Annotated in this window: 12 protein-coding genes; 9 read left to right on the top strand and 3 right to left on the bottom strand. The window is 39.7% G+C overall.

Annotation, left to right across the window (positions count from 1 at the left end):
• The first annotated feature begins 54 nt into the window (after positions 1-54).
• The 4 genes from IC619_RS04635 to IC619_RS04650 all read left to right on the top strand — a co-directional run bounded on the left by IC619_RS04635 (position 55) and on the right by IC619_RS04650 (position 4,466).
• Entirely contained in the window at positions 55-831 is a 777-nt protein-coding gene (locus tag IC619_RS04635; RefSeq protein ID WP_191139247.1) for an ABC transporter ATP-binding protein, read from the top strand.
• Complete coding sequence (locus IC619_RS04640; protein WP_191139246.1) at positions 809-2,689, top strand: FtsX-like permease family protein; 1,881 nt, start codon at positions 809-811, stop codon at positions 2,687-2,689. Before IC619_RS04635 ends, IC619_RS04640 begins: the two co-directional genes overlap by 23 nt.
• A gap of 136 nt (positions 2,690-2,825) precedes the next feature.
• Positions 2,826-3,878, top strand: a complete 1,053-nt coding sequence (locus tag IC619_RS04645; protein ID WP_191139245.1) for a type III polyketide synthase — start codon at positions 2,826-2,828, stop codon at positions 3,876-3,878.
• Positions 3,879-3,893: 15 nt separating this feature from the next.
• Positions 3,894-4,466, top strand: coding sequence for an isoprenylcysteine carboxyl methyltransferase family protein (locus tag IC619_RS04650; protein WP_191139244.1), 573 nt, complete (start codon positions 3,894-3,896; stop codon positions 4,464-4,466).
• Between the two features lie 99 nt (positions 4,467-4,565).
• Here IC619_RS04650 and IC619_RS04655 read toward each other — a convergent pair whose 3' ends face one another.
• Positions 4,566-4,940, bottom strand: coding sequence for a hypothetical protein (locus tag IC619_RS04655; RefSeq protein ID WP_191139243.1), 375 nt, complete (start codon positions 4,938-4,940; stop codon positions 4,566-4,568).
• Positions 4,937-5,272, bottom strand: a complete 336-nt coding sequence (locus IC619_RS04660; protein WP_191139242.1) for a hypothetical protein — start codon at positions 5,270-5,272, stop codon at positions 4,937-4,939. Before IC619_RS04660 ends, IC619_RS04655 begins: the two co-directional genes overlap by 4 nt.
• 281 nt (positions 5,273-5,553) lie before the next feature.
• On the opposite strand from IC619_RS04660, the gene yunB reads away from it, so the two are divergent.
• The 5 genes from yunB (at position 5,554) to IC619_RS04685 (ending at position 10,918) form a co-directional block, all read left to right on the top strand.
• On the top strand, positions 5,554-6,300 hold the full coding sequence (gene yunB / locus IC619_RS04665; protein ID WP_191139241.1) for a sporulation protein YunB: 747 nt from the start codon (positions 5,554-5,556) through the stop codon (positions 6,298-6,300).
• A gap of 253 nt (positions 6,301-6,553) precedes the next feature.
• Positions 6,554-8,176 carry an ABC transporter substrate-binding protein gene (locus tag IC619_RS04670; protein ID WP_191139240.1) on the top strand — a complete coding sequence of 541 codons (1,623 nt, stop codon included), beginning with the start codon at positions 6,554-6,556 and terminating at the stop codon, positions 8,174-8,176.
• 66 nt (positions 8,177-8,242) lie between these two features.
• Positions 8,243-9,253, top strand: coding sequence for an ABC transporter permease (locus IC619_RS04675; RefSeq protein WP_191139239.1), 1,011 nt, complete (start codon positions 8,243-8,245; stop codon positions 9,251-9,253).
• A 34-nt stretch (positions 9,254-9,287) separates the two neighbouring features.
• Entirely contained in the window at positions 9,288-10,106 is an 819-nt protein-coding gene (locus tag IC619_RS04680; RefSeq protein WP_430624098.1) for an ABC transporter permease, read from the top strand.
• 32 nt (positions 10,107-10,138) lie between these two features.
• A complete protein-coding gene (locus IC619_RS04685; RefSeq protein WP_191139237.1) occupies positions 10,139-10,918 on the top strand; it encodes a TIGR00266 family protein in 780 nt (259 codons plus the stop codon).
• A gap of 45 nt (positions 10,919-10,963) precedes the next feature.
• Here the strand turns inward: IC619_RS04685 and IC619_RS04690 are convergent, their stop codons facing one another.
• Complete coding sequence (locus IC619_RS04690; RefSeq protein ID WP_191139374.1) at positions 10,964-12,727, bottom strand: UbiD family decarboxylase; 1,764 nt, start codon at positions 12,725-12,727, stop codon at positions 10,964-10,966.
• Between the last annotated feature and the right edge of the window lie 5 nt (positions 12,728-12,732).

Genomic DNA, 12,732 nt, shown 5'->3' on the forward strand with positions numbered 1-12,732 from the left:
GTAGCCCTTTCCATTGTAAGATAAGGTTATCTTCTTAGGAAAGGTAGTGATACCATGAGCGTACTCGTGGCGAAACAGGTGACGAAAACATATGGACAAGCGGGAATCGGTGTTCCATATCAAGCGTTAAAAGGAATTGACTTAACCGTAAATAAAGGTGAGTTTGTAGGAATCATGGGGCCTTCTGGAAGCGGGAAGAGCACATTGCTTCAGATACTAGGATCCATCGAACAAGCTACAACAGGGGATGTATACATACAGAATCAACATTTGGATGAATTAACTGATGTGAATCGAGCACAATTTCGCAAGTCACACTTAGGATTTATTTTTCAAGATTTTCAGCTATTAGATTTTTTAACAGTAGAAGAAAATATGCATTTACCACTGGCGTTAAATCAAATCAAACATAAAGATAGTCAGCAAAAAATAGCAAAAATGGCAGATATTTTAGGTGTTCGTGAGATATTAAAACATCGCCCGCATGAACTATCAGGTGGACAAAAACAACGCGTTGCTGCGGCACGTGCACTCATTCATACTCCTGCTGTCGTCCTTGCGGATGAACCAACTGGTAATTTAGATTCCAAGTCAGCCAAGTCGCTGATGCAAGCACTCGTAAAATTAAATCAGCAAGAACTGGCTACGATTGTGATGGTAACGCATGATCCTTACACGGCTAGCTTCTGTGATCGTGTGGTTGTAATCAAAGATGGACAGCTTTTTCATGAACTCTATGCGGAAAAAGAGCGCAGCAGGTTTCATCAACGCATCGTACACGTGATGACTGCGCTGGGAGGTGAACACGATGCATTATCGTACCTTGGCTAAAAAAAGTTTACTTTTTCATGCACGGTCTTATCTCGCTTATTTTTATAGTTGTATCTTTACCGTAATCCTCTTTTATCTCTATACTGCGCTGTTATATCACCCGATATTGGAGGATAGTATGGTTTCGGAGGCATTTGTGGGACTCATTTACATGGTTGAGGTAATCATTGGACTATTTGCGATTCTGTTTTTAGGATACTCTCAATCTGCTTTTTTGCATAATCGCAAGAAAGATTTAGCTGTTTTCCAAGTGTTAGGGATGTCTGTGAAACAAATGACACGATTGGTGTTCTGGGAAAACTGTATGATCGGTTTCATTTCAATTGTAATCGGTATCGGTTTAAGTATAGCTTGTTCTAATTATTTTTTTCTAGGGATTTCTAAGGTATTGCGATTTCAAGATCCGATTGTGGCATCTTCCCCTGGGGTACCGGCTTTGGTTACTGCAATCACCTTTTTGTTTATTTTCATTTTGTTGTCGTGGTGGAGCCGTTTTTCATTCCGTAAAGTATCGATTCGTTCCCTTTTTCATGTGCAGACGGCAACCAAAAAGGAGCCTCGCTTTTCAATCTGGTTGGTCGGATTAGCACTAATCAGCATTGCGACAGGATATGGATTAGCCTTAAGCAGTTCTCTATCACAGCTTGCACAGTTGTCATTAATGATTGGGGTACTTTTACTCATTGGCACCTACTTTCTTATTACACAAACAAGCGTATGGTTTGTGGATCAGATGACCAAAACGTCAACGGTACAAGAGCGATCTTTGTGGTTTTTATTTTTTACCAATCTCAGGTATCGTTTAGCCGATCATACCAAGATTATTTTTATGGTATCAATCTTAACAAGTATCGTGCTAAGCGTGGTGGGGATTTGTATTATGTATGGAGTAGAGTCTGAACGTGTAGCGGAAAAACAAGCCCCTTTCCATTTATCTGTGATTGATAAGGAGAAGGTGATGAATAAACAGGTTGTGGCTTTAATGAATAAGCATGAAATGAAAGTAAAAGAGGAGATTCATCTCCCAATCCTTACGGATGTAGATGAGTATAGCCAATACGCCGTCATTTCAATTCAATCGTTTAATCAATTGCGGAAAAACCAGCGCCAACCCCTTCTTCAGATTGGAGATAAAGAAGCTGTCTTGGCCAAAAATAGTGGAATATGGAAAGATGATCTGCAAAGCGTCACCCCTTATAGGTATCAGCTTTCTGGTTTAAAACAAAAACCAGCGCTTAAGATTACCCATGAATTAACAGGAATCTACTTTAATGAGCATGACCAAACGAGGTTTTTATTGATTGTTTCAGAGGCGCAATTTCATGCATTCAGTCAACAAGTTCAGCAAGCTGACCAACAAGTTCAAATACATGGTTATCAATTTAATGACTGGCACAAAAGTAAAGTCCTATTTGAGGAACTGAGTGATCAAACAAACTTGATTAATGGTACTTATTTATTTCATTCCTTTTTGCTAGCGGTTATTTCACCCCTTACTTTCGTGAGTTGCTTTATTGGGGCATTACTACTACTTGGATTGGGTAGTATCTTATACTTTAAATCTTTTACAGAATTAAGTTTAGATCGTAATCAGATGCAAGTTTTAAATAAGATGGGCTTAAGTTTTGCTGAAATACTTCGTGTGTATCGTAAGCAAATCAGTGTATTATTCTATAGGCCATTTGTGGTGGGGAGCTGTCATGCGGTGATTGTCATGTATGCATTTAGTTTCTTATTTGATCAAACCCCATGGCTCATGATTGGATTGGTGATGGGCGGGTACTTGATCCTTTATAGTGGCTACTATAAATGGACGGTCTATCATTATCGGAAACAAGCTTCCGTATTTTTAACGTAGATTTGGTGATGATAAAGGTATCTGAATTCAGAAGTATCGATTATCCTAAATATCCAGCGATTGAACTCGTTTCAGCCAAACCTGAAACATGCAAATCGATACGCTTGATCTGAATGGATATAACTGGGGGATTTATATGTCTAGGATTATTTCTGTAGGTACCGCTTATCCACCACATGTCATGAATCAAAGTGAGGCACGAGCATTTGCTAAGCGCCATTTTCAACATTCATTTCCACACATTGATCGTTTACTACCTATCTTTGAACATACAGCAATCGAAGAGAGAAGATTTAGTAGACCACAGGAATGGTTTGAAAAAGAACCTTCTTTCTATGAGCGGAATCAGGCTTATATTGAAGTCGCTTGTCAACTTGGAGAAGAGGCGATTCGGAAATGTTTATCTTTATCTAACACCGATCCGACTGAAATTGATCACATTTTTTTTGTCTCCACTTCGGGGTTAGCTACACCGAGTATTGATGCTCATCTGATCAACCAGCTTAAAATGAAATTGAATACGAAAAGAACACCAATTTGGGGACTAGGATGTGCGGGTGGGGTAGCAGGATTAGCACGAGGGTATGAATATGTACAAGCTTTTCCCCATGCCAAAGTTTTGGTGGTGGCACTTGAATTATGTAGCTTAACCTTTCGTTCTCAGGATTTTTCTAAAAGTAACTTAGTAGCGACTGCATTATTTGCAGATGGAGCTGCAGCTGTTCTATTAGCAGGAGAAGAAGCAGGCATTGAGATTGGCCCACGTATTTTAACGACGCAAAGTCATCTATGGCCAGATTCATTTGATGTAATGGGATGGCAGTTACAAAACGATGGATTAGAGGTTATTTTTTCGCGCGATATTCCTTCACTTGTGCGACAAGAGGTAACTCCTGTAGTCGATCGCTTTTTACAAGAAAATCGGTTATCACGATCTGATATGAGTCGATGGGTGATGCATCCAGGTGGATTAAAAGTGTTACAAGCTTATGAAGATGCTTTTGAATGCCCGCGGGAGGTATTTGATCATGCTTATGAGGTATTACGACAATTTGGGAATATGTCATCAGCTACGGTGCTGTTTGTGTTAGAAAAGGAATTAAAAGAAAGTCATCAATTTGGCAGTTATGGGCTTATGGCTGCATTAGGACCCGGTTTTAGTGCAGAATTACTATTATTACAATGGTGAGAGGGGGGTTCAAATATGGATATGAAGGGATTGCTAATTTTATGGTTGGTCGTCATCATGCAAAGGCTATGGGAGCTTGTCAGAGCAAAGCGAAACGAGAACTGGATACGAAAACAAGGCGGTATTGAAATCGGACAGGGGCATTATCCACTCATGATGGCGTTGCATGTATGCTTTTTTATTTCTATACTTATAGAAGCTCGCTATGTAGCGACTGAAGTCCCATCGTGGTGGATGATCCCCTTACTATTGTTTATGGCGACACAAGGACTTCGTATGTGGAGCATTCGTTCATTAGGCCAGTATTGGAATACGCGTATATGGGTGTTGCCGGGAAAACCGCCGCAAGTACAAGGACCGTATCGCTTTATGCGACATCCCAATTATGTGGTGGTTATGCTGGAGATGATTCTCTTTCCAGTCATTTTTGGAGCGGTTTATACAGCCTTAATATTTTCAATCTTAAATGCCGTAATCCTTGTTTTTATTCGGATACCTATGGAGGAAGAGGCACTTGCACGATTTTGTGGATATGAAGAAGTAATGATTGCAAAACGTCGCTTTTTCCCAATTAGAATTAAAAAATAACAGGGGTGTCGATATCCATCATTTTCGTCAAAACCTTACCGTTATTTCAAAAGACCCTTTCAGACAAATCATTTTTCACATTTTGGTTAAACGACATGACTATTCTTTCTTATATAATTGATCGTTTCGATTTCGAATGCGCTGATAAATATCTTTTGTATTACGCGGTTTTTCTGTCAATCGGATACCTACTGCTAGAAAGTAGATGGTTTGATTATCAGGATTGTACTTGTAAATTAAGCGCATATTAGGACGCTGTCTTTTCCCCGGTCGTGCGATGGGGAAAAATTTTTTTTTACGGTAATCCGTCAAAGGTGGATAAATTAGTTTTGCTGCTTTATGAGGGAATCGAATAATATGTTCAATCGTTCGATCGATTTGCAGAAGACATTCATGTCCCTTTTTCTTACCTAATTCATGAAGTAAAAAAATCAGGTCATCAGAAAAATGTGGATGATATATTTCGTGTATCATGGGGATGAATCATCTCTATTCGTAAAGTGTTGCAAAAAGGTAAGTCGAGAAGTTGATCCTGATCTCCTGATCCAGTGTTCATCAGGTAAATCCATACGATAGGCAAACTGGTTTGCATATTCAATATCTTCATAGCGATTTTCTAATTCTTTCAGTCGTTGAATCATCTGCTCATATACATCGATATCGAGCAAAACAGCACGAAGCTTATCGTTATGAATTAATCCCATGGTATGATATAAAGTGAGCATCTCATCAAAAAGTTGGTGCATACTGAGTATTGCTAATTCATTCGATGAGATGACTCTCTTATTTGTAAATGGATTAGACAAGAAGATCCCTCCCTCTTCTTCATATATGCAGTTTGTGAGGATATTGTGAGAAAATGAATGGCTATCAAGAAGGTAAATATCTCATACAATGGGGTATTTTAGATAATCAACTGTGTTACCTAATACTAGTATACAGAATGAGATTGAAATTTGAAATAATTAATTATTTTAACGCATTAGTGTATTGTAGTATAAAAATAACCTTGTACTAGGATCACATAAAGGATAAATGGGGATATATTTCCTTCCTGTAGCATAATGATGGACGAGGAGGAAAAATGATGCGTTTTAGACGAAGCAGAGGGATTATCAGCCAACGTCCACATTATTTTAAAGTTAGAAAACGAAAAAGTTTTTGGGTATTTATTTTTGTTATTATTATTGCGATCCTTTTTCAAGTATTATGGATGATAGAAAAGAATTTACAGCCTATTCTCATTGTAATTGCGAAAACAGAGGTGAAAAAAATTGCACAAACAGCTATGACTAAGGGAATACAAGAGATTCAAAAAGAGCATGGTGAAGAATTGAATCAAGCGATGCAAATTGAAAAAGATCGCAATGGTACCATATCCTCTATTCAAATTAACAATGCTGTTCAAGCCAAAATTTATAGCACGATGACCAATACGATAAGTAGCGAGATGAAGCATTTGGATGATCACCCGATTAAAATATCGATTGGACAAATGTTAGAGAGTAATATTTTTTCGGAATTTGGGCCGGATATACCCATTGAAATGTGGCCTAAAGGTGCAGCTATCGTTAATGTGGTGCCCAAGATGGAGGCACAGGGCATTAATATGGTTCGTGTAACTTTGATGGTGAACGTGCATACTGAAATGGGAATGGTTGTTCCTTTTTCCAAAGAGAGTATACCCGTAGATTTTCAATACCCAATTGCAGATGCATTGGTGGTAGGTGATGTGCCAGAATATTATTTTTATAATGATCAAAATGGCGTTATGCAAAGAGGTGAATTGAATTCGCCTGTTGTCCCACCCACACCAGAAATTAAAAATCCTTGACGAAGGGGTTAACATGCAAGAGTAGTAGTGTCTTAAACTGCCTTGCATAAAATAGAAAAATCATAAAAATCGACGTACCTAATTCGAGCAGTGCTGCTTAAAACTGATAATGTTTTTACGTGAGTAAAAAAGATTTACAAATAAAAAGGATTTTTATCGGAAAATATAGAATATAACGAGTGGGATAGGTATGTAAATTTTCAAGCAGGTGCAAGGTTTACTTAGAAATTTTTGTTGATAGGAGGAAAAAGAGATGTTTAAAAAGAGTTTTCTGATCATTTCGATTGTCATGATCATGATTTTATCTGCTTTTGTTACGGGTTGTGTAGATAAACAAAATGCAGGCGATGCTGCTGCAAAAACGCTCATTTATGGACGGGGAGCGGACTCCATTTCTTTAGATCCTGCTCAGGTAACAGATGGGGAATCGCTTAAGGTGACAAGACAAATTTTTGATACGCTTGTTCAATATAAAGAGCACAACACAGAAGTAATTCCAGCACTAGCCGAAAAGTGGGAGCAAAGTGAAGATGGGAAAACCTGGACTTTTTATTTGCGTAAAGGTGTCAAGTTTCACGACGGTACGGACTTTAATGCAGATGCTGTAGTCTATAACTTTAATCGTTGGATGGATCCCAAACATCCAGAGCATAAGGGTGGAGAATTTCCATATTATGCGTATATGTTTGGTGGTTACCTAGGTGATGACGGTCATGTGATTAAAGCTGTCACAGCGGTCGATGCCCATACTGTGAAATTTGAGCTAAACTTTACTTCAGGGCCGTTTTTAAATAACTTGGCAATGCCACCCTTTGCGATTGCTTCGCCAACTGCTGTCAAAGCAGACCCTGTTGAATTTAATCAAAATCCGGTTGGGACAGGTGCCTTTAAAATAGCGGAAAATGGTTGGAAAAAGAATGACGCAATTACATTGATCAAAAATGATAACTTCTGGCAAAAAGGCTTTCCACTCATGGATAAACTCATTTATAAGTCAATTCCAGATAATGCAGCTCGGTTTACTGCACTACAAGCTGGAGATATTGATATGATGGATGGCATGAATCCAGATGATTCCAAAACTGTCAAACAAAATGATGCCCTAGCACTTCATATACGTCCAGGAATGAATATTGCCTATTTAGCTTTTAATACGGAGAAAAAACCATTTGATAATCCCAAGGTGCGTCAAGCCCTCAATATGGCTGTAAACAAACAGGGGATTATTAATAGCTTTTATGCCAATATGGCAGAGCCAGCAATTAACCCAATGCCAAATGTATTGTGGGGTTACAACGATTCGGTAATTGATTATGAGTACAATATTGAAAAAGCAAAACAATTACTAGCTGAGGCAGGTCATCCAAATGGCTTTGAAGTGGAATTTTATGCGATGCAAGATCCGCGTCCTTATATGCCAAATGGTAAAAAAGTAGCTGAGTATATGCAACAGGATTTTGCTAAGATTGGTGTTAAAACTAAAATCGTATCTTATGATTGGCAAACCTATAAAGATCGAGTTGGAAAAGGTGAGCATCAAATGGCTTTATTTGGTTGGATCGGAGATAACGGCGATCCTGATAACTTTTTGTATGTGTTATTAGATAAGGATAATACACGTACACCTGATGCTGGTAACATCTCGTTTTATCGAAGCGAACCGCTTCATAGCATTTTAATTGAAGCACAACGATCGACGGATCAGAGTGCAAGATCTGCTCTTTATGAAAAAGCACAAGATATCATCAAAAAGGATGCCCCCTGGATTCCGCTTGTTCATGCGACAGTACCAGAAGCAGCGCGCTCTGATGTGAAAGGTTGGAGACCACATCCAACTGGATCGGAACCCTTGTATAACGTATCTATCTCAAAATAAAGCGTAATGGTGTGGTGGCATTGCTGATTTATGGGCAATGCCATTTTTTCAAAAGGAGTGGTAGGTTTGTATGCTTATATCATAAGAAGAATGCTCATGTTAATCCCTGTTTTGATTGGGATGTCTATTATTACGTTTTCAATCGTACATGCTATACCTGGTGATCCAACTAAAGTCATACTAGGAGATAAAGCGACACCAGAACAAGTTGCACTGGTTAAAGAAAATCTGGGTTTGGATAAGCCATGGTATACGCAATATTTTCAGTATATGAAAGGAGTCTTAACGGGAGATCTCGGAACTTCTTTAATTACGAAGAGGCCCATTTCTGAAGAAATACGCCCTTTTTTAGCAGCAACTTTTGAATTAAGCATGGTGGCCATGCTGTTTGCTTTCATCTTCGGAATTAATTTAGGGGTTCTTTCAGCGTGGAGACATAACTCTTGGTTAGATTACGGTACGATGATCATCGCACTTATTGGGGTCTCGATTCCAGTGTTTTGGTTAGGTTTAATGGAGTTGTGGTTCTTTGCTCAATATCTGGATCTTCTTCCTTCCTACGGGCGCGTTGATCCACGACTTGGATTTGTAGGAATTACGAATTTTTATCTATTAGACTCGATTTTATATGGAGATGTTACATACTTAAAAGATGTAATCATGCATCTCATTTTACCAGCGATCGCTTTAGGAACAATACCAATGGCGATTATCGCACGAATGACACGCTCCAGTATGCTTGAAGTCATGCACTCGGACTATATTCGGACTGCACGAGCCAAAGGTTTATCAGAATTTTGGGTGATCTATAAACATACTTTAAAAAATGCATTTATGCCTATTTTAACCGTAGTTGGATTGCAAATGGGATTATTGCTTGGTGGAGCCGTATTGACAGAGACCATTTTTAGTTGGCCGGGTGTTGGAAGTTATATATATAACGCGATCCATGCGCGTGATTACCCTGTAATTCAATCTGGAATTTTGGTTTTAGCGACGATTTTTGTATGTATAAATCTACTTGTAGATCTTTTATATGGTTGGATCGATCCTCGGATTCAATATGAAAAGGAGTGAATTTATGACTACCCCAACAACCACACGAGCGATTATGGGAAAACAATTTCTAAGCCATCGTTCTGCAATGATTGGTGCTATGATTGTTACCCTATTTTTGTTGCTAGCTATTTCAGCTCCTTTGATCACACCATACGATTATACGGAGCGTAGTCCAGATTTACTTACTGCGCCATCGGCACAACATTGGTTTGGTACAGATGAGATGGGGCGTGATATATTTACAAGGGTGATATACGGTACCCGAATTTCACTGTGGGTAGGTTTTTTTGCAATATCGGGTTCCATCCTAGTAGGAAGTTTACTCGGTTTAATTGCTGGATATTATGGTGGTATTCGTGATACATTCATTTCAAGATTATTTGATATTTTATTGGCATTTCCCAGTATCTTACTCGCCATTTCAATTGTAGCGATGCTAGGGCCAGGCTTAAATCATGCACTCTTAGCCATCGCAATCATTAATATCCCTACTTTTGGGCGATTAATGCGCGCACGCGTAATAAGTGTTAAAACGGAAGATTATATTGCAGCAGCACGTGCGATTGGAATGAAAGATGCACGCATTATCATGCGTCATATTCTTCCTAATAGCTGGACCCCTATACTGGTCCAAGGAACATTAGGTTTTGCAACTGCAGTAATTGAAGCAGCAGCTCTTGGGTTTCTAGGTTTGGGAGCTGAACCACCTGCGCCAGAGTGGGGTACGATGTTGTCGGATGCACGACAATATATCCAATTAGCACCATGGACGATGATTTTTCCAGGGGTTGCGATTATGCTGACTGTGCTCGGATTTAATTTGTTGGGAGATGGCTTACGCGATATATATGATCCCAAAATGAAAGTGTAAAGCAATCAATACGCCAGAGAGGAAAGCTGAATATGGGAAGTGCACATGAGATCGAATATAAAATTTACGGTGAAGATATGCAGTTTGTCGAAATTGAATTGGATAATAATGAAAGTGTGATCGCAGAAGCGGGAAGCTTGATGATGATGGAAGATGGCATACGGATGGAAACCATTTTTGGTGATGGAAGTGGAAAAAGTGGAAATGGATTAGTAGGGAAGCTTTTCGGAGCTGGAAAACGCTTATTGACCGGTGAAAGTTTATTTATGACCGTATTCACACATGAAAAGGAAGGGAAGAGCCATGTTTCATTTGCAGCACCCTACCCTGGCAAAGTGATTCCACTTAATTTATCAAACTATGGGGGTAAAATTATCTGTCAAAAAGATGCTTTCCTTTGTGCTGCTAAAGGAGTTTCCATCGGAATAGCCTTGCAGAAAAAACTTGGGAAAGGTTTTTTTGGTGGTGAAGGATTTATCATGCAAAAATTGGAGGGCGACGGTTTAGCCTTTATTCATGCTGGGGGAGCGATCATAGAAAAAGAGATTGCTGTAGGGGAGAGCTTACGAATTGATACAGGTTGCTTGGTCGCCATGACGAAGACCATTGATTACAATATTGAGTTTGTAGGTGGTATCAAAACCGCCATGTTTGGTGGCGAAGGTTTATTCTTTACAACATTGCGAGGCCCAGGTAAAGTTTGGATACAATCTTTACCCTTTAGTAGACTGGCTAGCCGTGTGTTTGCTGCTGCTTCTGGAGATAAAGGTGAGGGGAGTATACTTGGATCGATTGGAAATCTATTTGATTGAAAACAAGCCCAGTAGGAATTGGATCTTGCTGGGCTTGTTTGATCTTTAACTTTTAAAATAGGTATTCCATCGATCATCGACAAGTTTCACAACGTCTGAGTCTGGTACTAATTCATCTGGATACCCCGGCTTCATACGAGCATCGATGATAAGCGGGAATGTGTAACTGGCATGATTTCGAATCAGTTCTGCTTTTGCATAGATATCATGAGCTGGATCAAAACGTGTAAATACCGTCCAAAGAAAGGGCGTTTGACCTGATGCAATGGAGATATCATCTACGATAAAGATGAGAGGCCATTCTTTAAGTGATTCATGTCCTTGTTGCAAAAGTTCATTTGCAATCTCTGGTGCATCTGAGAAGGGAGCTGTTTCTAGTAAGAGTACACCTTTACAGTAGGAAGCAATGTGATGAACACCTCTTAGATCGGGACCGCTGTATTTTACAGGGAGTTCCCGTTTTTTGTCACCTGTGCCAAGTAAAATGGCCTTACTCCCATGATTCAGTCGACGGCCTGTATAATCGAGTGTATCGATTGATGTGTTTCCAATCACAAATAAGTCGGTAGCTGGATCAAATCTTTCCAATACGGTTTCTATGAGAAGTGGGAAATTTTCCAATGGAACGGATTGATCGGTTACGATTAGGAATTTGGTTAGCGTTAGTTGGCCTTCTCCTAAAATCCGAAAAGCATTTGCCATTGCTTCACGTTTATAGCTTTCACGAACTACAGCCGCTGCTAAGGCATGAAAGCCAGTCTCCGCATAGGTCCATAAATCCCGAACACCAGGCATTGCCATTGGAAATGCTGGGGAAAGAAGTCGTTGTAAAAATTCGCCCAGGTAGTAATCTTCTTGTCTGGGTTTACCTACGATAGTAGCAGGGTAAATAGCATCTTTGCGGTGGTATACTTCATTTACTTGCAAGATGGGAAAGTCATGCGCTAAGGAGTAGTAACCGTAGTGATCACCAAAGGGCCCTTCTAAACGCCTTTCATGTGGCAATACGGATCCTGAGATGACAAATTCTGCATCCGCAATATAGGGATATTGCCCTCCTTCTGGACGGACAATCGGCAATTTTTGCCCCACAATCAAGGATGTGAGTAGTAGTTCGGGCAACATTTCAGGTACAGGTGCGATGGCAGATGCGATAAGTGCGGGTGGCCCTCCTAAATGAACGCGTACAGGGAGTGGTTCATTACGCAATTCAGCTTCATGATGGTGAAAGCCCCCCCCTTTATGGATTTGCCAATGCATGCCTGTCGTGTTTTCATTAAATACTTGCATACGGTACATGCCTAAATTATGTTGCTTTGTAATAGGATGCTCCGTATAAACCAATGGCAGAGTGAAAAAAGGTCCACCATCCTCCTGCCATGAGGTGAGGACAGGTAGTTGTGTTAAATCAGGACTAGTTTGTTTTATTTCCAGTACGGGTGCTTGAGAAGCAGGTATTTTTTTTAAGCCTACTTTAAGTAAGTCTTTAATTAAGCCACGCTCTGACCAGATTGCTTTAGGTGAAGGGGGCATTAGTTTGTGCATGAGATCAACGGTTTGTTGCATCAACAGTTCCGGCCTTGTCCCAAAAGCAAGCTGAACCCGTCGTGAGGTGCCAAATAAATTGGTTACCACTGGAAAAGAACTTCCTTTTACATTCGTAAAGAGGAGCGCAGGCCCTTCATCTTCGATGACTCGGCGGTGGATTTCTGCTAGTTCCAGATGGGGATCAACTGTTGTTTCAATCTCTACAATCTCTTTCTCATTTTTTAATTGGTTGATAAAGCTTCGTAAGTTTTTATGCATGATGTACC

The organism is Polycladospora coralii (genome assembly GCF_014773435.2).
Classification (GTDB): Bacteria; Bacillota; Bacilli; order Thermoactinomycetales; family Thermoactinomycetaceae; genus Polycladospora; species Polycladospora coralii.

Bases quoted from the DNA above. Each gene is read 5' to 3' on its own strand.
- IC619_RS04645 (WP_191139245.1), top strand. From the start codon at position 2,826: ATGTCTAGGATTATTTCTGTAGGTACCGCTTATCCACCACATGTCATG.
- yunB (WP_191139241.1), top strand. From the start codon at position 5,554: ATGCGTTTTAGACGAAGCAGAGGGATTATCAGCCAACGTCCACATTAT.
- IC619_RS04670 (WP_191139240.1), top strand. From the start codon at position 6,554: ATGTTTAAAAAGAGTTTTCTGATCATTTCGATTGTCATGATCATGATT.
- IC619_RS04640 (WP_191139246.1), top strand. From the start codon at position 809: ATGCATTATCGTACCTTGGCTAAAAAAAGTTTACTTTTTCATGCACGG.
- IC619_RS04680 (WP_430624098.1), top strand. From the start codon at position 9,288: ATGGGAAAACAATTTCTAAGCCATCGTTCTGCAATGATTGGTGCTATG.
- IC619_RS04635 (WP_191139247.1), top strand. From the start codon at position 55: ATGAGCGTACTCGTGGCGAAACAGGTGACGAAAACATATGGACAAGCG.
- IC619_RS04685 (WP_191139237.1), top strand. From the start codon at position 10,139: ATGGGAAGTGCACATGAGATCGAATATAAAATTTACGGTGAAGATATG.
- IC619_RS04655 (WP_191139243.1), bottom strand. From the start codon at position 4,940: ATGATACACGAAATATATCATCCACATTTTTCTGATGACCTGATTTTT.
- IC619_RS04650 (WP_191139244.1), top strand. From the start codon at position 3,894: ATGGATATGAAGGGATTGCTAATTTTATGGTTGGTCGTCATCATGCAA.